The organism is Mycobacterium pinniadriaticum, assembly GCF_026242045.1.
In the GTDB taxonomy this organism is placed as follows: Bacteria; Actinomycetota; Actinomycetes; order Mycobacteriales; family Mycobacteriaceae; genus Mycobacterium; species Mycobacterium pinniadriaticum.
In genome coordinates this window covers 60,045-81,187 of sequence record NZ_JAPJDO010000029.1, presented here as the reverse complement: position 1 = coordinate 81,187, position 21,143 = coordinate 60,045, and the positions used below count along the sequence as shown (strand labels likewise).

Sequence of the window (21,143 nt, the reverse complement as noted above, 5' to 3'; positions counted from 1 at the left end):
CGTCGAGGTCTTTCGGATGGCTGGCGTAGGAACCTCCATCCTCGGAAGACCTCGACCCCTATCCCGGCAACGACGCGCCGACCACCGCTACACCCTCAACTGCGAAGAGCCGGTAACCATAACAACGGCTCGTTCGGAGACTCGCTAAGTTTGATTCAGTCCTTTCTTGCGAACGGGACACCAATGACCCCGCCGCGGGTCTCCCTCCTGGCATGGCCGACAGTCAGGCGGCGCCGTTCACACGCGGCGGATCGGTTGAATGCTGAGGCGTTCGCGAAGCTGGGTCGGGAGCACACGATGCTCCCACAGGACCTGGGCTGCTTCCCGGTGCAACGCCTCGCCCGCGGTTCCGGGGGCGAGCCCTCGTAGTTGGTTCCAGGCGCGGACCGCGTCGTGGGCGATATCGAGTATAAGGCGCAGGTCGACGATGTGGAGGAAGGGCTCGGCGATAGCGACGGCATCTGGCTCGACGACGCCGCGTGGCGACACGATGACCGAGAAGCTGCCCGGTGGTGCTGAATCGGCCGAGCGGTCGCCAGCTTCCGACGCCAGGTGGGTGTTCGTCTGGCGGACGTAGTCCATGCTGAGCGCGCCGTCGGTCAGTTGGGCGCTCTTGGCCTCGACGGTGATCCACAGATCGGCGAAAATCCAGACGGCGTCCGCCCGACCCTGCCGCTTGGGCTTGAATGATTCGGTGGCGCCAAGGAATTCGCCGAGAGCCGACAGCCCCAGTTCGTAAGGAGTGGCGACGGTCTGGCTGAGTTGCGAGAGCATCTCGCTGCTGCGACGGGTGTACTTGGCCGCAGAGGCCAGGGCTCCGCGCAGGCGCCCGACGATCTGCTCAACAGCCGCCTCGTCGACCGGGTCGGCGTCGACCTGCTCGCCGAGGCGGGGTTCGATCTCAGTAAGCCAGGTGGTGCGTGTCGCTGCTCGGCGTGCCCGGCGCAGCAGTTCGCTACTTCGTTCGGTGGCGACCACATCGCCGTCTTGTGCGGCCGCCAGCGCCGACCAGGCCGCTCCGAGATACGCCCACAGCGCTCGATAGGGCCGAAGCCCCTCAGCGGTCAAGTGTTCGAGGACATCGATGGCGGCTCGGGTCGCAGTTTCCCAGTCCTGCCGCCACGCCGCCGCCCACGCACGTACCTCTCGTTCTGCGCTGCGGGCCAGCGCGTCGGCGTTGGCAGGACGGACACGGTGTGAATCACGGCGCATTCGGGCCAGTTCCGGCTCGGCGTCCTCGCGCCACACGTCGTCTTGGCGCAGAGCGCTTTCGGCGAGCAGCACGAGGTCCTCGGCTGCAACACCATATTGGTCGAGACCGAACTGGATTTCGGCCTGCAGTTCGACGGGTAGGGCGGTGCGCACTTCGGCTCGGGACAGGAACCGGAGTACCTCGTCGCCGTAGACGACGACCACGGCCCAGTCGTTGGGTCCGCGCGTGCAGCGTCCGGCACCCTGCAGGACGCGCGTGCGGACACGCTCCTCGAGGACCTCCGTGGCGCCGAGGCGTGTTTCGAGGAACCGGTCCTGCAAATGAGATGCCTGGGGCAGACCCGCCATCAGCATCATGCGGCAGGACTCGGCTGCCAGGTCCATCCCGTCGTAGCGGTTGGGGGCCAGCAAAGTAGCCCGCTCTGCCTCAAGGAATGGGCGCAAGCCGTCGCGGTTGTTGGCCGCGACACGCTCGGCAGCGGGGATGCCCAGGGTGTCGGCGATGCGGACGGCAGCTGCGTCGTCGGGTGTGAGCACCAGCCGCTTATCCGCTAGATCAAACAACTGCTCAACGACATCGAAAGCAGTCGACCTCTCTGCCACCACATCCTGGGTCTGCTCCTCGCTTGGGTCCACCTCCGCTGAGTCGGCATCGTGCTGCCCGCCGCCGGCGGTCTCGGAACTGGCCGAGTCACCCTCTATCGATGCCGTGTCCTCGGCCCTCGGCGGTTCGGCGAGTTCGGGGAATACAAAAAAGCGTCGGCCGCTGCCGGCTCGATCCCAGGCCGGGGGTACCTTGACCCGCTTGATCCCTGTTCGGCCGAAGGCGCGCTCGAGCTCGCCAGCGTCACCGAGGGTCGCAGAGAGGTATAACCGCTGGGCTGCGCCGACGAACGCGTCGTGCTCGAAGGTGGGCGGGATCATAGGACGGATGTAGAACTCGCGACGGGATACATAGATCAGGCATGACGCGAGATTGGCACGCAGCATGTTGAACCGATAGGAGGCGTCACCGGTGAGCGCCGACAGGATGCGATCGAGGTCAACGGCCTTGCGCGCAACGGCAGTGACCGGGAGTAAACGCACCTCACCGCGGTCTCCGGTCGGACTGTCCGGTGCGACCATACGTTGCACGAATGCCGGCTCTAAAATGTCGCCGAACTGGTCGAAGAGCAAATGGTAGGCGTCCTCGGCGCGGTCGACGCTCAACGCCCACGCATCCGCGACGTACCCCTCGGCGGCGTGTGCATCATCGAAGACCAATGTCTGCGCGTCGCCCAGATGAGGCTTGAGATTGAAGATGGTCGAGTAGGTGCTGATTGCAACGGCCGCGCCCATCGAATACCGCGCGACATCCGCCGCCGCCCAGGACCGGTGCGAACCGTGAAGCATCGTCACGGGCACACCCTGAGCCGTGGCCTTGTCGAATACCTGCTGCGCCAGTTGCTTAGTGGGGCAGGCGTACACCACTCGCTGGCTCATCGACCGCCGTCTCCATTCGGCGATGAGTAGACCCACGAGCGTCTTGCCCGAGCCCGTCGGCAGTTCCAAGGCGACGTCCTGGCTCTTGACGTGGTCGGCCGCGTAGGTCCGCAGCTGGTCTGCCTGGTGCGACCACAACGCGCCGACACCCGCAGGCGTGCGAGGGAGTTCTCCGAACAAAGCCTCGGGATCGGCGACCACTACGGCGGGTTCGCTACGAGTTCGAAACCGAGGGCGCTTGCGTTCTTCGGAGACCACCCGGTCATTGTCCGCTTCGGGTGTAATGGTGTGCATCCCGGCCCCCGTGTGGATCTCTGTCGACAAGCCAATCCGTGAAGCCTGCGCGCTGGCCAGCCGGCGCAGCTCGTATGGCGAATCAACTGCGGGGGAGGGAGGATCGGCCAATCGGTGGTGCTGTCGGGCCGATGCCGTTACCGATCTTGTCTGTGTCTGATCTGACGTTTCTCGTTCCGCGATGGGGGAGCGCGATTGCTGCGTTCGACTTTGGCGCCGAGTCGCGGGCATGCGGGCTCTTCGGCTTAGGTCGCGACGCGGTGAAAGGTCGAAGACATACTGGCGCAGAACGGCGGTTGGCATCGGGTGACTGCGGTGGTGGCGCTGAAGGATTGCAGCACGGGCTGACTATCAGTTGGCGGCGCCCAAATCGTTGACTTGTGAGGACTGCTCAGCCAGCACCTTCAATCGAGGGTGGTTAAGAAGGGCATCACGAACGTTTTCGGTCGGTACACGGAATTCCTGTAGTGCGGCAAGGTACGTCATTAAATGAACCGATTCGGCAACTGCGTGGAGTTCGAAGTAGTCGCGGATCTGACGCCAACTCTTCGTCCCACCGTGCGCAACGTGGTTGCGTGCCCACACGGCCCAGCCGACCCACGGTTCGATGTCGAGGCCGAGCGCCGCCTGCACCTCGGGAGCGAGCCCGTCATGTAGTGCTCGAAGGCGATCTTTCAACGAAACGTTGCTTCCGCCGTTGAGGCACCAGCGGTGGAACCCCTCGGCCGCGGCAAGTGCCTGGCTCACGTATTCCTCGACGAGGCCAGAGGTGTATCCGCATAGGCCTACGACGACGCTCCAGGCGTAGCCTGCCTGATTGCCGTCGGTGAAACGTCGTCGCGCCTGCATGAATGCTTCCAGCGAAACATCGGCGAGAGTGAACACGACAGATGCTGGTTTGTGGGCATCCTCGGGACGCGCAACCTTGCCGGTGTGCATCAGAAGGGAGACCTTCTCGTCACTGCGGGTACGTAGAGAGATCTGAGAGATGCCACAAGCCTCGAATGTGGCTAGTTGAACGAGGTCATCGATGGCGGCAATCCGTTCAACAAAGTCGGAAGCGGGCCCGGATGAACTGTCCGGCAAATAAATTGAGGCCTGAGCACTAACCTGCAGGTTGACCGTGGGGCCCTTTCGCAGGTTGGTGGTCATCATCTGAAGCCTCAGGTCCGGCCAGGCTGCCGTCGCGGGGCTCAGGAACGGTCGGGTCGCCGTCGTCGTGATGGTGTAGCGGGTATCGGCGGTGTCGGCGCGTGCGTATTCGGCACGATAGCCGCCGATAACGGGGAAGACATATGGCACCAACAGAGTCCCATCCGGCTGCGTCTCACCCGGATGTTCGACGCCTTCAATTTGCGCCCCCTGTGGCGCGCAGAACCGGCCGTCATCAGTGAGGTAGTAGAGCTCATCGATGGCGATGGTCGCTCGGGTGAAACCAGGCTCCTGTGGGCTGACGATGTGGGCTCCGATGCACATCCACGAGGAATGCCAGATTTCCTCCCGAATGCCATCGGTGAGTCCGGCGGTGTACCGGCCACGCTGGGCGTCCCAGATGGACACTCGTTCTCCGTCGACGGACTCTCCCAGGATCGTTCCGGACCGCACGTCGCCGACTACTTGACTGGTCACGAATCCGCCGGTATCAGTTCGCCGAAACTTGGGCTGGCCGGAGAAGCCGCCAATCAGTTCGAGGGTTGCACCACCATCGGGCTGCCAGTCCAAAACACCCGGTATGCGGGTGCTAGGGGACTCAGGCAGGTGAAACCAGCCAGTCAACCGGTGGGACTCACACTGTCTCATCGGTATCCCACGCGCCCGAGTCCGCTTTGAGCCGGTAGCTCGGACTTCCAGTCGAAGTCGTAGCTCTCCGTCACGCCCGCCTCGGCGGCCTGGTCCAGAATTTCGTCGGTAGGTCCGATTGGTGCCAGACCGAGGCTGCGGTGCAACGGCGTGAACATCACCAGACGAGGGTAGAAGCTGAAGCTCCCCGTCTTCGGCGTGTCGGGGGGCATGTCTGAATTTCTGCCAGTACCCGATCAATTAGGTGCTTGCATCTTGCCGATATCGCACCACTCAGCGAGTGGGTCGGCGAGTCGACTCTGCACCAGCTGGTCTGGCACGTTGGCATATTAGGCCAGTGCCCGAAGGTGCGCCCGCTCGCGAGCCCGGCGAGGATCGTCACCTTGGCCGTTGTCTCGGCCGACGAGTGCATGGCGATCCTCGATATACCGAACCGTGTTCGACCGGTGGGGATCGACTCGGAGGTGCCGGACTGCCGGAAGCGCCCGTGCGTCGCTGCCGGGAGAAGCGCGTAAGGCTTGTCCGAGCTAACACAAGTAGCTGTCCGCGCCGTGGCCAACACATTGGTAACCCAGTTGAACTCATCGCTCACCGCAGTGCCTCGGCCGCCTCGGCCGCCAACGCGCGAGCGCTCCGATAGCGCTCGGCGGGGTTCTTGGCCATCGCTTTGGCGACCACCGCGTCGATCGTCGCGGGCAGCCAGGGCGCGAACGTCGTGACGCATGGTGCGGGCCGGTGTAGGTGGCAGTCCACCACTTCGGCCTTGGAAGCGGCGTCGAAGAACGGTGGCTTGCCGGTCAGCAGCCGAAACAGCGCGCAGCCCAACGAATAGACGTCGGCACGCCCGTCGACGTCCGCACCCCGCAACATCTCCGGCGACGCGTAGGCTGCCGACGTCAGGACCATCCCGTCTTCGGCGAACGGCGGCGCGCCGAAATCGGCCAGCAACGCCCGGTCATGGTCGTCGAGTAGGAAATTCGACGGCTTCACATCGCCGTGCACGACGCCGTGGGAGTGGGCGAAGTCCAGGGCCTCGGCGACCGCGGCGATGATCCGTACCGCGCGATCCGGGGGCATCCGCCCGGCTCGCAGCTCGGTGTCGGCGTCGCCGCCGGGCGCGTATTGCATTGCCGTCCAGCGTTGTCCCGACGCCGTCTCGCCGCTCGCGTACACCGGCACGATATTGGGATGGGCAAGAGTTGGCGGCCAGCGGCGTCCGGAGTCGAAGACCTTCAGTGCCACCAGGTGATCAGCGTGTCGCGCAAGGTAGACCGTGCTCGTCCCACCGGTGCCGAGCACCGATTGGATCGGGTATCCGCCGATGCTAGCGGGCGTGGGGTCCACGATGAGGAATCGTCGCGAAGAACTGCGAAACAACCGCTGCCACTTCGACGAAGGCCCGCCGGGTGGACGTGGACATTTCGCCGGTGTTGTTGATCACCCCACCGGGACGCAGGCCCGGATCGAACGGGACTTCGACCACCGCCTGCCGCCGCGAGCGGAACTGGTCGGCCAGCACGTTGCGGGTTCGCTTGTCGGAGTGGCCGTCGGAATCGTTGAGAACGATCACTGTGCGCTGCATCAGTCCGGTCCTGCCGTGGGCGGCAAGCCATTCCAGAGTCTGCGCGGCCGCCGAGGCCCCGTCCGGCCACGGCGAGGACACCACGATCAGCGCGTCCATGTCGCGCATCACCTCCTGGGTGACCGGGGCGTCCATCGTCGAGCTGCAGTCGACGATGGAGATCGTGAAGTGCCGGTCGAGGCGCATGGTGGCCTCCCGGTAGATCGCGGGGTCGAGAATTCCCCGGCGGCTGCCGTTCTCGCCGGCCAGGACGAACAGCCCTGAGGAATTGCTGCCCATCCGGGTGAGCACCTCGGCGAAGGACTGGAGATTCTTGTTCTTGGCCAGTTCCCAGTACGAGCCGTCGGCGCGTGGGTCGATCCGGCTGCCCAGCCGGCCGAACGCGGTGTCGGCGTCCACGGCCACCACCCGGTCCCCGCGGCGCAACTCGGCCAGCACGCACCCGACGCTGGCGGCCACCGTCGTCTTGCCCACCCCGCCCTTGCCCAGCACCCCGATCTTGTAGTGGCCCCGCAGCGGGGCGGAGATCATCGCCTCCATCACCGCCTGGCGCCGCTCCTGACGTGACGGACCCGGATTCACCAACCCGAACGTCGCCGCATGAACACCGCGGCGCCACCCATGGGACGGTGTCGGCTTCGGAATACGCGACGGCGGGGGCACCGGCAGCGGGGGGTAGGGCAGCTGAGCCTGGATGCGGGGGATGCGGTCGGTCGGCGGCCCCCCTGAAGGCCCGGAGTACCCCGGCGGGGCCTGACGGGGGTGGTCACGCCGGTAGTCGTCGCGATCGGTCATCGTGTTCAGTATCGCCTGCGGCCCCGAGATCGACGTTTTGTGGCTTTGCACTCGCACTTCCTCACCCGTTTGTCGGTTTGGGCGAGAGACGAAAATAAGAATCCGACCAGAGTTTGCGCAAAGTCGCAGACCTCGCTTCAACGCAGGTCACGACGACGTTGACGAGTGCCGATGTGACCTGCCCCTCGGCAACCGAAATCGGGGCCTTCGCTCCCAGCAAACAAGCCCTGACCGCCCTGACGGGCCACCTCGTCAGCGCCAAGGCGTGTGAACGGACGATCGCGTAACCAAAAGGGGGACCCGGCAACGGATTCCGTGGCGAATCCGGTCGCAGGCCGCAGCGTCGCGCAGCGCGGGGGGTCGACCTGGTTAGCCTAGACTAAGTTGGCATGTCAGGCGGTGTTTGGCATATCGTTTTACGACTTGTTGACACCACAGTGGAGCCCCGTTCAGCGACGCACGGAGGAATCCCTGGCGGGGCGCGGTGACGTCGACGAACCACCGCGCAAAAAAGCTTGTGAAGGGTCAGGTGCGAATGCCCAGGAGTGTCGGGCTGTACAACCCCGCATTTGAGCACGATGCGTGTGGCGTCGCCATGGTGGTGGACATGCACGGCCGGCGCAGCCGCGACATCGTGGACAAGGCGATCACCGCACTGCTGAACCTCGAGCACCGCGGTGCTCAGGGCGCCGAACCGAACACCGGCGACGGGGCGGGCATCCTGTTGCAGGTTCCCGACACCTTCCTGCGTGCCGTTGTCGATTTCGACCTGCCCGCGCGGGGCCGCTACGCCACCGGCATCGCGTTCCTGCCGCAGTCGTCCAAGGATGCGGCGGCGGCGTGCGCGGCCGTCGAGAAGATCATCGAGTCCGAAGGCCTGGAGCTGCTGGGCTGGCGTGACGTGCCGACCGACGATTCGTCGCTGGGTGCGCTGGCGCGCGATGCCATGCCGACGTTTCGCCAGGTGTTCATCGGTGGAGCCAGCGGAATCGAGCTGGAGCGCCGCTGTTATGTAATCCGCAAACGCGCCGAGCACGAGCTGGGCACCAAGGGGCCCGGCCAGGACGGCCCGGGTCGCGAAACCGTCTATTTTCCAAGCCTTTCCGGTGAGACGTTCGTCTACAAGGGAATGCTGACCACGCCGCAGCTCAAGGCGTTCTACCTGGACCTGCAGGACGACCGGCTGGAAAGCGCGCTGGGCATCGTGCACTCCCGGTTCTCCACCAACACGTTCCCGTCGTGGCCGCTGGCCCACCCGTTCCGGCGGGTCGCCCACAACGGCGAGATCAACACCGTCACCGGAAACGAGAACTGGATGCGGGCGCGCGAGGCGCTGATCCACACCGACGTCTTCGGCTATCACAACGACCTGAACAAGATCTTCCCGGTCTGCACCCCCGGTGCCTCTGACACCGCCCGGTTCGACGAGGTGCTGGAGTTGCTGCACCTCGGTGGGCGCAGCCTGGCTCATGCCGTGCTGATGATGATCCCGGAGGCCTGGGAGCGCAACGAGGACATGGACCCCGCCCGCCGGGCGTTCTACCAGTACCACGGCTCGTTGATGGAGCCGTGGGACGGTCCGGCGTCGGTGTGCTTCACCGACGGCACGGTGGTCGGTGCGGTGCTCGACCGCAACGGGCTGCGGCCGTCCCGGATCTGGGTGACCGACGACGGCCTGGTGGTGATGGCCTCGGAGGCCGGTGTCCTCGACCTCGACCCGGCCAAGGTGGTCAAGCGGATGCGCCTGCAACCCGGCCGGATGTTCCTGGTGGACACCGCGCAGGGCCGCATCGTCGACGACGAGGAGATCAAAGCCGAACTCGCCGCCGAACAGCCGTACCAGGAGTGGCTCGACGACGGCCTGTTCAACCTGGACGAGCTGCCGCAGGGCAACTACGTCAAGATGCCACACCACCGGGTTGTGTTGCGCCAGCAGATCTTCGGCTACACCTATGAGGAACTGAACCTGCTGCTGGCGCCGATGGCCCGCAACGGCGCCGAAGCGCTGGGATCGATGGGCACCGACACCCCGATCGCCGTGCTGTCGCAGCGCCCGCGGATGCTGTTCGACTACTTCCAGCAGCTGTTCGCCCAGGTGACCAACCCGCCGCTGGACGCCATCCGCGAAGAGGTGGTGACCAGCCTGCAGGGCACCGTCGGTCCGGAGGGTGACCTGCTCAACCCCGACGAGAACTCGTGTCGCCAGATCGTGCTGCCCCACCCGATCCTGCGCAACGCCGACCTGGCCAAGCTGATCAACGTCGACCCCGACCACGAGGTCCGCGGTCGCAAGCACGGCATGCGTGCCGCGGTCGTCCAGTGCCTGTATCCGGTGGCCGACGGCGCTCAGGGGCTGCGCCGCGCCCTCGAGGATGTCCGCAAGCGGGTCTCGCAGGCGATCCGCAACGGCGCGCGCATCATCGTGCTGTCCGACCGCGAGTCCAACGAGTGGCTGGCGCCCATCCCGTCGCTGCTGTCGGTGGCCGCGGTGCACCATCACCTGGTCCGCGAACGCACCCGCACCCAGGTGGGACTGGTGGTCGAGTCCGGTGACGCCCGCGAGGTGCACCACATGGCCATGCTGTGCGGCTTCGGAGCGGCGGCCATCAACCCCTACATGGCCTTCGAGTCGGTCGAGGACATGGTCGACCGCGGTCTCATCACGGGTCTGACCAGCGACCAGGCCAAGGCGAACTACGTCAAGGCCGCGGGCAAGGGCGTGCTGAAGGTGATGTCCAAGATGGGCATCTCCACCCTGGCGTCCTATACCGGCGCGCAGCTCTTCCAGGCGATCGGTATCAGCCAGCGTGTCCTCGACGAGTACTTCACCGGATTGCACTGCGCCACCGGTGGAATCGATCTCGAGGACATCGCTGCCGACGTGGCCACCCGCCACGAGCTCGCGTACCTCGACCGCCCCGACGAGCGCGCACACCGCGAGCTCGAGGTCGGTGGCGAATACCAGTGGCGCCGCGAGGGTGAATACCACCTGTTCAACCCCGACACGGTGTTCAAGCTGCAGCACTCCACCCGCACCGGGCAGTACAAGGTGTTCAAGGAGTACACCTCGCTGGTCGATGACCAGAGTGAGCGGATGGCCTCGCTGCGTGGCCTGCTGAAGTTCAAAGACGGTCTGCGGCCCCCTGTTCCGCTGGAGGAGGTGGAGCCGGCCAGCGAGATCGTCAAGCGGTTCTCGACCGGCGCGATGAGCTACGGCTCGATCTCCGCCGAAGCGCACGAGACTCTGGCGATCGCGATGAACCGTCTCGGTGCCCGGTCGAACTCCGGTGAAGGCGGCGAGTCGGTCGACCGTTTCGACCGGGACGCCAATGGCGACTGGCGTCGCAGCGCGATCAAGCAGGTGGCGTCGGCCCGCTTCGGCGTGACCAGCCACTACCTGACCAACTGCTCCGACATCCAGATCAAGATGGCCCAGGGCGCCAAGCCCGGTGAGGGCGGTCAGCTGCCCGGTCACAAGGTGTACCCGTGGGTGGCCGAGGTCCGCCACTCCACCCCGGGCGTCGGCCTCATCTCGCCGCCGCCGCACCACGACATCTACTCGATCGAGGATCTGGCCCAGCTGATCCACGACCTGAAGAACGCCAACCCCGGCGCGCGCATCCACGTGAAGCTGGTCAGCGAGAACGGCGTGGGCACGGTGGCCGCCGGTGTCTCCAAGGCGCATGCGGATGTGGTGTTGATCTCGGGTCACGACGGCGGGACCGGCGCGACGCCGCTGACGTCGCAGAAACACGCCGGTGCGCCATGGGAACTCGGGCTCGCCGAGACCCAGCAGACGTTGCTGCTCAACGGGTTGCGGGACCGCATCGTGGTCCAGGTCGACGGCCAGCTCAAGACCGGTCGCGACGTGATGATCGCGACGCTGCTGGGTGCCGAGGAGTACGGCTTCGCCACCGCGCCGCTGGTGGTGTCGGGCTGCATCATGATGCGGGTCTGCCACCTCGACACCTGCCCGGTGGGCGTCGCGACCCAGAACCCGATTCTGCGCGAGCGGTTCAACGGCAAGCCGGAGTTCGTCGAGAACTTCTTCATGTTCATCGCCGAAGAAGTTCGGGAACTGTTGGCGCAATTGGGTTTCCGTACCATCAACGAGGCCGTCGGCCAGGTCAATGCGCTCGACACGACCCGCGCCGCCGAGCACTGGAAGGCCCACAAGCTGGACCTGACTCCTGTTCTGCACGAACCGGAGTCGGCGTTCATGAACCAGGATCTGTACTGCAGCTCACGCCAGGATCACGGGCTGGACAAGGCGCTGGATCAGCAGCTCATCGTGCAGAGCCGCGAGGCCATCGACACCGCGACGCCGGTGCGGTTCAGCACGAAGATCGCCAACGTCAACCGCACCGTCGGCACGATGCTGGGCCATGAGGTCACGAAAGCCTATGGCGGCCAGGGCCTGCCGGACGGCACCATTGATATCACCTTCGACGGCTCGGCGGGCAACAGCTTCGGGGCATTCGTCCCCAAGGGTGTGACGTTGCGGGTCTATGGCGACGCCAACGACTATGTCGGCAAGGGTCTGTCGGGCGGCCGGATCGTGATCCGTCCCTCCGACAACGTCCCGGATGACTACGTCGCTGAGAACAACATCATCGGCGGCAACGTGATCCTGTTCGGCGCCACCAGCGGGCAGGCCTTCCTGCGGGGCGTGGTCGGTGAGCGGTTCGCGGTGCGCAACTCCGGCGCGCACGCCGTCGTGGAGGGTGTCGGCGACCACGGCTGCGAGTACATGACCGGCGGCAAGGTCGTCATCCTCGGCGAGACCGGGCGGAACTTCGCGGCGGGCATGTCCGGCGGCGTCGCCTACGTCTACGACCCCGAGTCCAAGCTGGCCGGCAACCTCAACACCGAGATGGTGGATCTGGACGAATTCGACGACGCCGACATCGAGTGGCTACGCGACATGATCGTCGCGCACGTGGATGCCACCGATTCGGTTGTGGGCCAGCGCATCCTGGCTGACTGGTCAGAACAGGTAGGGAAATTCGTGAAAGTGATGCCGCGCGACTACAAGGCCGTGCTGCAGGCGATCGCCGAGGCCGAGGCGGCCGGCGCGGATGTCGACGAGGCGATCATGGCGGAGTCTCATGGCTGACCCGTCCGGCTTCCTGAAGTACACCAAGCGCGAACTGCCGGTCCGCCGGCCGGTGGACCTGCGGCTGAAGGACTGGAAAGAGGTCTACGAAGACTTCTCCCACGACACCCTCGAGCACCAGGCTGCGCGATGCATGGACTGCGGTATCCCGTTCTGCCACAACGGTTGTCCACTGGGGAACCTGATTCCCGAGTGGAATGACCTGGTGTACCGGGACCGGTGGCGCGACGCGATCGAGCGGTTGCACGCCACCAACAACTTCCCGGAGTTCACCGGCCGTCTGTGCCCGGCGCCGTGTGAAGCGTCGTGCGTGCTGGGCATCAACCAGGACCCGGTGACCATCAAGCAGGTCGAGGTCGAGATCATCGACAACGCCTTCGACGAGGGTTGGGTCGTTCCGATGCCGCCGGATGTCATCACCGGCAAGAAGGTCGCAGTCGTCGGTTCCGGGCCCGCGGGCCTGGCAGCCGCCCAGCAGTTGACCCGGGCCGGGCATGACGTCACCGTCTTCGAGCGGGCTGACCGCATCGGCGGCCTGCTGCGCTACGGGATTCCCGAGTTCAAGATGGAGAAACGCCACATCGACCGACGCTTGGCCCAGATGGAGGCCGAGGGCACCAAGTTTCGCGTGGGCGTCAACGTCGGGGCGGACATCACCGCCGATCAGCTCCGCGACGACTTCGATGCGGTGGTGCTCTCCGGCGGGGCGACCGCCTGGCGCGATCTGCCGATCCCGGGCCGCGAGTTCGAGGGTGTCTACCAGGCGATGGAATACCTGCCCTGGGCCAACAAGGTGCAGCAGGGCGATCCGGTTCTCGACGAGAACGGTGAGCCGCCGATCACCGCCAAGGGCAAGAACGTCGTCATCATCGGCGGCGGCGACACCGGCGCCGATTGCCTCGGCACTGCTCACCGGCAGGGTGCGGCCAGCATCCACCAGTTCGAGATCATGCCGCGCCCGCCGGAGACCCGAGCGGACTCGACCCCGTGGCCGACGTATCCGTTGATGTTCCGGGTGTCCTCGGCCCACGAGGAGGGCGGCGAACGGGTGTTCTCGGTGAACACCGAGAAGTTCCTCGGTCACGACGGCAAGGTCACCGGGCTGCGTGCGCACGAAGTGGTGATGAAGGACGGCAAGTTCGAGAAGGTGGACGACACCGACTTCGAACTGGACGCCGATCTGGTGCTGCTGGCGATGGGCTTCGTCGGGCCGGAGCGGCCGGGGCTGCTCACCGACCTGGGGGTGGAGCTCACCGAGCGCGGAAACGTCGCCCGCGACAAGGACTTCGCCACCACGGTGCCGGGTGTCTTCGTCGCCGGCGACATGGGTCGTGGCCAGTCGCTGATCGTGTGGGCGATTGCCGAGGGCCGGGCCGCGGCCGCCGGCGTCGACCGCTACCTGATGGGGCACTCCGCGCTGCCGGCACCGATCAAGCCGACAGCTGCCCCGCAGCGCTGAGCCGGCCGCTGTCCCGAGACACCACAGTTCGCGTAGCAACGGTTTGCCCGCCGATATCGCTGTGAGGCCCAGGCCACACTGACCCCTCTAGTCTCACCGGAATCATCGGATTATTAACCGGCGCGCCTATTGCAGTTTGCGGTGTGACCTGTGTCTAATTGCTGGAGCGGGTGTTGCGGTAAAGTAGCGCTCCGGTAAGACCGAGATTCGACCACAGGAGTGATCCTTGTGTACCTCAACCCGATATCGCGCTCGCGGGTCGGGCGTATAGCCTGGTCCTTCTTCCGCCACCCCGTGAAGAGTCGCGAGTTCCCGGCCAAGCACGAGCGTCTGGTCACGCCCGCCGAACTCCTGCGCTACGGGTTCTAGCAACAGAATTCGCCGGCATTTCTGATCGTCAGCACTTTGCCAGCTGTTACCAGATCGTTATCTGAGGCCGAGGAGCTCCCGTTCGACGAGGTCGGCTCCGTGCGGTACCCCTCCGGTCTTGACGAATCCCGCCGCGACGTTCCGAACACCGGCCGACATCGTCATCGCCTGCCGGATTTTCTCCCGCAGGCGCTGTGGTGACAGCCTGCGAGCCGGCAGACGCGTGCCGCATTGCGCTACCTCCACCCGCCGCGCGACTTCGAGTTGATCGCGCCCGAACGGCACCACACAGACCGGGACCCCATACGAGAGGGCCTTCTGCGTCGCGCCCATCCCGCCATGGGTCACCGCGCAGACAGCGCGCTCGAGGACCGGACCGTGCGGGATGAACTCGCAGACGCTCACGTGCGGACCGGCGGCCACCTGGCCGGCGAGACCGGCCGGCATGGTGGCGACGACGTGGACGGGATCTTCGGCGAGGGCGGCGATCGCCGTCTCGACCAGCGCCGCGTCGTCCTGCTTCTCCGACGACGTGGTGACCAGCACGATCGGACGGTCGATCGCCGCCAGCCAGTCGGGAACCGATTCCGAGGGTGGATCGAGGACACAGGGACCGATCATCTGCACAGCGGGGCCCCACCGCGTCTGCGGATACTGAAACGGCTTTCCGCTGGCGACCAGCATGAGCGGTGCACGGCGCAGGAACTCGTCCATCGAGCCGACCGGCGCCTGACCAATGGTGTCTCGGACCGAATTGATCGAGGGCAGCATGATCCGCTCGAGGGACCGGGTGACCAGAGCCTCGATCGCCGCATCCCGTGCCGTGCCGAGGAGCCCGGGTAGCGGCCGCAAGCCGAGACCGAACGGCGGTACCCCGGGCGACCGCACAGCGGGCGTGTACGGGGTGAAGCATGTCCAGGGAACGGCGCCGGCCTCTGCGGCGCACAACGCCCCCCAGCAGTTCACGTCGACCACCAGGGCGTCGGGGTTGACGTCGGCTACGGCGCGGGCCAGGTCCTCGCCTTCATAGTGGGCCCGCTGTCCAAACGCACGCACCCCCAGCCGCAGAGCCTCGCGAGGATTGCCCGCCCGCCAATCCTCGAGCTCGATGGCCTCGATACGGGGATCGATCGGCGACGCCTGGAAGCCCAGCCGTGTTCCGATCTGGACGGCCGACGAGAGGGTCCGCAGGTGAATACGGTGGCCGCGGTGGGCCAATTCCGCCAGCAGCGCGCTGATCGGCAGCATGTGACCCAGCGCCGGGGAGGTGTAGGCCAGGATGCTCGCCATTCGGGTTACCTCGTTGGGTTCCGCAGGGCGGCGGCGCCGGCAAGCTGACGGGCTTCGTCGAGCCTGCCGATGGCATTCAATTGTTCGCAGAGTCGCAGGTAGCGCTTCGCGCCGTCGGCGAAGGCGCGCTCATCGCATTCTGCCCGCGCCAGGAGTGTTCGTGCTCGAAGCGGCCACAGACCCAAGGCGGGCACGTCGATTTCGCGCTCCTGCCAGCGTTCGAGAACGCGACGCGCCTCGGCGAGGTCGTCGCCGGATCCACGAGCCACCAACAGCTCGACCAAAGCTTCTGCGGGGAACACCGCGAAGGTCGGAACGCCGGATAGAAACTCCTCGTAGGACTGCCGGACGTCGGCGATCGCCTCGCCCAGCTGTCCATTGCGGCCCTTCTCCAGAGCAAGATCGGCGGTGGTCGTGGCTGACGTGCAGGCGCCCAAACGGTGTTCGTCCGAGGTGGCCCGAGCGCTGCGCAAGGTCGCGATGCCCTCGTCATGGCGGTCCGGTGACCGCACGAGGATCGTCCCGTAGGTCCACCGCGCGAGAATGATCCCGCAGATGTCGCCGAAGGATTCGGCCCGTTGCCAGGCGGTGCGGACATCCTCGAGGAGACTGCCCACGTCGACGAGACCCAGCGCCGCCAGAATTGCCGAATAGAGTTGCACAGAAGCCGAATTGACCGGATGGAGCAGACGAGCCCGCTCGGTCCCCGCCCGCAGGTTGCGGTGGCCCGTCACTCCGTCCCCCAGGCAGATCTGGGCGAAACCGAGAAGCGCCTGGGCGGGTGCGATCTCCTCCTCGGGGCAGCCGGGTCCGAGGGCGAGGATCTCAGCCCAAATTCTTTGGGCTGAAAGGAAATCACCATTGGCGAGTTTGGTGAACGCGACCGCGTTGAGAAGCAGGCCTCCGATCGCGGGATCGGCCGGGATGCGAGTGGTCAGCTCGTGCAGTTCGGTCGCCAGGGGCAGTGCCTCACATGCCCGATTGTCGTTGACCGCCATCGAGAACATTCGGCCCGCCATGCCGATCGCCAAAGAGATGAGGTCACCGTTCTTCGTTGCCAGGGCGTGCAATTGGCGGTAGGTGTCATCAGTCGCGAACTCGTCGCGGACGTACAGGGTGGTCGAGACGAGCATGGTCCGCGGGGCGATCCGCATGTCCAGCACCTGGTTGTCCTCACCGGGGAGTTCGTCGGCGACGCGGCGTGCGCTGTCCCATTGGGCGCGTGCCGCCGGCAGGTCCCGTGGCCGGAGCCATGCGGCGGCTCGCATGTGCCACCGATAGGCGTCCACCAGTTGACCGGCCGCCTCCAGGTGGGCGGCGACCATGGCGGCGCTCTCGTCGGAGAAGGTGGGGCGCCGCTGGATCGCCTCGGCGACCGCGTTGTGGGTGCGTGCCCGGGTAGCGTGGAGTTGCGAGTCATAGGCCACCGCGCGGACGAGGGGGTGGTGGAAGCAGAAGCGTTGGGCGGGGACGAATTCCGTCTGGTCGATCAGCTGCGCCGCAACCAGTTCCGCCATCGATTCGGGTGTGGTCTGTGGCAGGACGGTCTGCAAGGTGTCGGCGTCGAATCGCGAGCCGATCACGGCCGCGGCGTTGAGGATCGACTTCGTCTCGGGGCGAAGACGATCGATGCGAGCCGCCAGCACCGCCTGCACCGTCGCCGGTACCGAGATGTGATCCACCTTGCCGGAAACTCGGTAGCTGCCGCGGTTTCCATTCAGCACACCGCGGCTGGCGAGGTCACGGACGATTTCTTCGGCGAAGAAAGGATTACCGGCCGCCGCGTGGGCGATCTGTTGACACAGCTGTGCCGTCGACGGGTCGTCGCCCAGGATCTGGCCCACCGCCCGCGCGGCTGCCGCGTGCGAGAGTCCCTGCAATTCGACGGTGCGGGTGGAACTGCGGTGCAGAACGCCGCGGTACTCAGGGCGGTACGTCGTGACGAAGATCGATCCCGTCTTGGCCACCGCGGCCGCGAAGGCGGTGATCACTTCATCGCTGGAACCGTCGATCCAATGGGCGTCCTCCAGCACAAACACAGTGCGCCGGCCGTGGATTCGAACCGCGTTGGCCAGTGTGTCGACCAGCCGGCGTCGGCGGCCGTCGACACTGAACTGCGGAGGATCGTCGCCGTCGTGCAGTCCCATCGCGTCGAAAAGTATTTGCGCATCCACCGATTCGGAGTACTGGCCGTCAAGCTGTGCGACGACGCGGGTCCGGGCCTCCGGCGCCGGTAGACCGTCGACGTCGAACAGGGCCCGCATCAGTCGGGCCAGTGCTCGGAACGAGACGCCGGTGGTGTGAGCTTCACAGCGAGCAACAACGATCCTGGCGTCGCGGGCGGCAGCGAATTCTGTGAACCGCTTCACCAGAAGGGTCTTGCCCAGGCCGGGCGCGCCGATGACCGACATCAGAGCGCCCTGCTTGGCGGCGAACACGCTGGTGAGCTGACCCAATTCCGGATCGCGTCCGACGAGTTGACTCTCACTGCGGCCCAGAACCATTCGGTCGAGTCGAATCTCGAGTAGTTGCCGGGCCGGGACCGGTGCATCGGAGCCCTTGATCTGGACGTTGGTCAGCGGACCCAATCTCGCCGACCGCTCGACGAGTCGCGACGTCGTCTGTGAACACAGCACCCCGCCGGGTGGCGCCGCGCTCTCCATCCGTTGTGCCATCCCGACCGGGTGGCCGACGGCGGTGTATGTGCCCCGACCGGAGCCGATTTCGCCTGCCACCACCTCGCCCGAGTTCAGCCCGACCCGTACCTTCAGATCGATACCGTCGTCGCGGAGCAACTCCGCGGCCAGCTGTTCGGTCACCGACTGGATCTCCAAGGCCGAGATGCAGGCGCGCAGGGCATGGTCTTCGAGGGCCAGTGGCGCACCGAACAACGCCATCAGACCGTCACCGGTGAACATCGCGACGGTCCCCTGGAATCGCTGCACCACCGCCGCGGTCCGATTGAACAACTCATGCATGACCGCTTGCAGTTGCTCGGGCCGCAGCGATTCCGCCAGGCGCATGGAACCGACGACATCGGCGAACAGGACAGTCACCTGCTTGTACTCGCCCCGTACCGATTGCCAGGCCGCGGCTGAGCCGCACACGTCGCAGAACCGCGCTCTGGCGCGAAGGTCGTTGCCGCACGACCCGCACTTGCCGATGAATCCCTGTTCCGAGCCGACCATCCCCCGATTCCCCCAGAACGTCCGTGGTGGCGAGTTCATGATCGCGCATGGTCACCCGATACAAGCCCTAACTGAGAAAAACCTTAGAAATTGACGGGTGCGTCGCCAACGCGGCCCCGGCTCACGCGTCGGCGTCGAGCAGCCCCGAATCGCGGATAGCCTCGGCGAGCGGTTCCAGCACCGCGGGACTGTGCGGCGTGGGCAGGTAGACGATTGCCAGATCCAGTCCCTCGGCGCCCAGAGCAGCGGCCTCGGCCACCGCCTTGGGGTAGTCGTGGTCCTCACTGAGCCGGATATGCGCCGAGAGCATGATCTCGCCCGGGTCTCGGCCGATGTCGGCACAATGGGCGGCCAGCACGTCGCGCTTGCGGGCGAACTCTTCGGGCGTACCGCCGACGAAGTTCCAGTGCTGGGCGTAGCGGGCGGTGATGCGCAGGGTGCGCTTCTCACCGCTGCCGCCGATGCAGATCGGCGGGTGTGGCCGTTGCGGGCCCTTCGGTTCGTTGCGCGCGGCCTCGAGTTGGTAGTAGGTGCCGTGAAAGTCGGTGGTCTCTTGACTGAGCAAGCCGATGAGTACCTGACAGCCCTCCTCGAAGCGGTCGAAGCGCTCCTTGATGCTGCCCAGCTCGATGCCGTAGGCGCCCGACTCCTCTTCATTCCAGCCGGCGCCGACGCCCAGTTCCAGCCTGCCGCCGGAGATGATGTCCACCGCGGCAGCCATGTTGGCCAGCACCGCGGGGTGCCGGTAATGGATCCCGGTGACCAAGGTGCCCAGCCGCAGCCGGGTGGTCGCCTGCGCCAGCGCGGTCAGGGTGGACCAGCCCTCCAGGCACGGACCCGCCGGATCGGAGAAGATCGGATAGAAATGGTCGAACGTCCAGCCGGAGTGGTAGACGTCGATATCATCGGCGGCCTGCCAGACCGCCAACATGTCGGCCCACGTGGTGTTCTGCGGTGAGGTCTTGAACGCGAATCGCACCCCCCGAGCGTACTGACCCGGAGCGGAACCCCGATCCACCGGCGCCGACACCGGGCAAACGGATATTTGCCTGATCGCGAAATTTGCCTAACGGAAACAATCAATCTCCTTCTGGTGCCTGCGGCCACCAATTACCGTTGACCTCGTATCGGCGCCGGGTCGCTCACCGTCGTGGGCACCAGTGCTGCGCTTAGCGCCAGGACCGCGGCCGTTCGCCCGTTCGGCCGGTAGCCCTATCACTGTTGTGGCGTCCTGGCGACCGACGGAAAGTGCTATGGCGGACCGACAGGCTTCCGATCGACATGATTCGGCGGGAAACCCGCCATCGTTGGGGCGCTCGCTCGGGGCGCTGGATGGGCTGAACTTCTTCCTCGCCGACGTGCAGTCGGGGCTGGGGCCCTTCCTGGGCATCTACCTACTCACCGTGCCCGGGTGGAACACGGCCGACATCGGGCTGGTGCTCACCGTCGGAGGACTCGTCGGGCTGGCGGTGCAGACGCCCATCGGCGCGTTCATCGACCGGACCGCGCACAAGCGCACCCTGATCATCGTCGCCGCGTTGGCGACGGCCGTCGGTGCGTTCCTAGTCACCGTCCAGCCCAGTTATTCGGTGATCACCACCGCCCAAGTCGTCACCGGCGTCGCCGGCACCGTCTTCCCGCCGGCGATCGCCGCGGTGGCTCTGGGTCTGGTGGGGGCCGCGGCCTACACCTACCGCACCGGCCGAATGGCAGCGTTCAACCATGCCGGCAACGTGGTGGGCGCGGTCGTCTTCGGGCTGGCCGGCTACTTCATCACGATCAAAGCTGGATTCTGGTTCGCCGCCGCGGTCGCAATACTGGTCGTCGTCGCGACGCTGATGATCAATCCGAAGCTGATCGACAACGATGTCGCCCGCGGATTGACCCCCACCGAACCCGGAACGAAGGCAGGGCACAAGAGGCCGTCGGGCTTCAAAGTCTTGTTGGAGTCGCGCCCGTTGCTGGCGTTGTGCGCGGCCACTATGTTGTGGCAGCTCGCGAACGGCGCGATGCTGCCGCTCAGCGGTCAGGAGCTGGCCCTGGAGAACGTGAAGATGGGCACGCTGTTCCAGGCCGAACTGATCATCGTCGCGCAACTGGTGATGATCCCGATGGCGATCATGATCGCCAAGAAAGGCAAGGAGTGGGGGCGTAAGCCGATCTTCCTGGCCGCATTCCTCGTACTGCCGCTACGCGGCGTGATGTTCACCTGGTGGGATGAGCCGTACTACATCGTGTCCGTCCAGATCCTCGACGGCATCGGGGCGGGAATCTTCGGCGCGATGTTCGTCCTCGTCGTCGCCGACCTGACCCGCGGCACCGGTCACTTCAACCTCGTGCTCGGGGCCGCGACCACCCTGCAGGGCATCGGGGCCGCGCTGAGCCCCACCCTGGCCGGCTTCGTCGCTGTTGCCGCCGGCTTTCACGTCGCGCTGTTCGTCCTGTCCGGGATCGCGGTTCTGGCCCTGATCGTGTTCGTGGTGGGGGTGCCCGAGACCGCGAACCTCCCCGAGGCCGGAGTTGCGGTGCCGGTCGGCGAGACATGACCGGCCGAGT

Annotated in this window: 11 protein-coding genes; 3 read left to right on the top strand and 8 right to left on the bottom strand. The window is 66.0% G+C overall.

Annotated features, from left to right (window positions below; all coding sequences use genetic code 11):
* Positions 1 to 237: 237 nt before the first annotated feature.
* From ORI27_RS24820 to ORI27_RS24800, 5 genes are all read right to left on the bottom strand, one after another.
* Positions 238 to 2,988, bottom strand: a complete 2,751-nt coding sequence (locus tag ORI27_RS24820) for a DEAD/DEAH box helicase (RefSeq protein ID WP_265999667.1) — start codon at positions 2,986 to 2,988, stop codon at positions 238 to 240.
* 351 nt (positions 2,989 to 3,339) lie between these two features.
* Positions 3,340 to 4,788 (bottom strand): ApeA N-terminal domain 1-containing protein, encoded by a 1,449-nt coding sequence (locus tag ORI27_RS24815; protein ID WP_265999668.1) that lies wholly within the window; start codon positions 4,786 to 4,788, stop codon positions 3,340 to 3,342.
* A complete protein-coding gene (locus ORI27_RS24810) occupies positions 4,785 to 5,000 on the bottom strand; it encodes a hypothetical protein (RefSeq protein WP_265999669.1) in 216 nt (71 codons plus the stop codon). The genes ORI27_RS24815 and ORI27_RS24810 overlap by 4 nt, the downstream gene beginning before the upstream one ends.
* Positions 5,001 to 5,376: 376 nt before the next feature.
* On the bottom strand, positions 5,377 to 6,132 hold the full coding sequence (locus ORI27_RS24805; RefSeq protein WP_265999670.1) for a serine/threonine-protein kinase: 756 nt from the start codon (positions 6,130 to 6,132) through the stop codon (positions 5,377 to 5,379).
* Complete coding sequence (locus tag ORI27_RS24800) at positions 6,113 to 7,165, bottom strand: MinD/ParA family ATP-binding protein (RefSeq protein ID WP_265999671.1); 1,053 nt, start codon at positions 7,163 to 7,165, stop codon at positions 6,113 to 6,115. Before ORI27_RS24800 ends, ORI27_RS24805 begins: the two co-directional genes overlap by 20 nt.
* Positions 7,166 to 7,700: 535 nt before the next feature.
* Here ORI27_RS24800 and gltB point away from each other — a divergent pair.
* Together gltB and ORI27_RS24790 are read left to right on the top strand one after the other, a co-directional pair.
* On the top strand, positions 7,701 to 12,281 hold the full coding sequence (gltB, locus tag ORI27_RS24795) for a glutamate synthase large subunit (protein WP_265999672.1): 4,581 nt from the start codon (positions 7,701 to 7,703) through the stop codon (positions 12,279 to 12,281).
* Complete coding sequence (locus ORI27_RS24790; protein WP_265999673.1) at positions 12,274 to 13,740, top strand: glutamate synthase subunit beta; 1,467 nt, start codon at positions 12,274 to 12,276, stop codon at positions 13,738 to 13,740. Before gltB ends, ORI27_RS24790 begins: the two co-directional genes overlap by 8 nt.
* Positions 13,741 to 14,166: 426 nt before the next feature.
* Here the strand turns inward: ORI27_RS24790 and ORI27_RS24785 are convergent, their stop codons facing one another.
* From ORI27_RS24785 to ORI27_RS24775, 3 genes are all read right to left on the bottom strand, one after another.
* On the bottom strand, positions 14,167 to 15,399 hold the full coding sequence (locus tag ORI27_RS24785; protein WP_265999674.1) for a glycosyltransferase: 1,233 nt from the start codon (positions 15,397 to 15,399) through the stop codon (positions 14,167 to 14,169).
* Between the two features lie 5 nt (positions 15,400 to 15,404).
* Entirely contained in the window at positions 15,405 to 18,626 is a 3,222-nt protein-coding gene (locus tag ORI27_RS24780; RefSeq protein WP_265999675.1) for an ATP-binding protein, read from the bottom strand.
* A gap of 82 nt (positions 18,627 to 18,708) precedes the next feature.
* Positions 18,709 to 19,566 carry an LLM class F420-dependent oxidoreductase gene (locus ORI27_RS24775; RefSeq protein ID WP_265999676.1) on the bottom strand — a complete coding sequence of 286 codons (858 nt, stop codon included), beginning with the start codon at positions 19,564 to 19,566 and terminating at the stop codon, positions 18,709 to 18,711.
* Between the two features lie 274 nt (positions 19,567 to 19,840).
* Here ORI27_RS24775 and ORI27_RS24770 point away from each other — a divergent pair, with 274 nt between their 5' ends.
* Entirely contained in the window at positions 19,841 to 21,133 is a 1,293-nt protein-coding gene (locus ORI27_RS24770; protein ID WP_265999677.1) for an MFS transporter, read from the top strand.
* Positions 21,134 to 21,143: the final 10 nt, after the last annotated feature.

Excerpts from the sequence above, each read along its gene's own strand:
- ORI27_RS24820 (WP_265999667.1), bottom strand. The coding sequence starts at position 2,988 with ATGCACACCATTACACCCGAAGCGGACAATGACCGGGTGGTCTCCGAA.
- ORI27_RS24815 (WP_265999668.1), bottom strand. The coding sequence starts at position 4,788 with ATGAGACAGTGTGAGTCCCACCGGTTGACTGGCTGGTTTCACCTGCCT.
- ORI27_RS24810 (WP_265999669.1), bottom strand. The coding sequence starts at position 5,000 with ATGCCCCCCGACACGCCGAAGACGGGGAGCTTCAGCTTCTACCCTCGT.
- ORI27_RS24800 (WP_265999671.1), bottom strand. The coding sequence starts at position 7,165 with ATGACCGATCGCGACGACTACCGGCGTGACCACCCCCGTCAGGCCCCG.
- gltB (WP_265999672.1), top strand. The coding sequence starts at position 7,701 with ATGCCCAGGAGTGTCGGGCTGTACAACCCCGCATTTGAGCACGATGCG.
- ORI27_RS24790 (WP_265999673.1), top strand. The coding sequence starts at position 12,274 with ATGGCTGACCCGTCCGGCTTCCTGAAGTACACCAAGCGCGAACTGCCG.
- ORI27_RS24785 (WP_265999674.1), bottom strand. The coding sequence starts at position 15,399 with ATGGCGAGCATCCTGGCCTACACCTCCCCGGCGCTGGGTCACATGCTG.
- ORI27_RS24780 (WP_265999675.1), bottom strand. The coding sequence starts at position 18,626 with ATGAACTCGCCACCACGGACGTTCTGGGGGAATCGGGGGATGGTCGGC.
- ORI27_RS24770 (WP_265999677.1), top strand. The coding sequence starts at position 19,841 with ATGGCGGACCGACAGGCTTCCGATCGACATGATTCGGCGGGAAACCCG.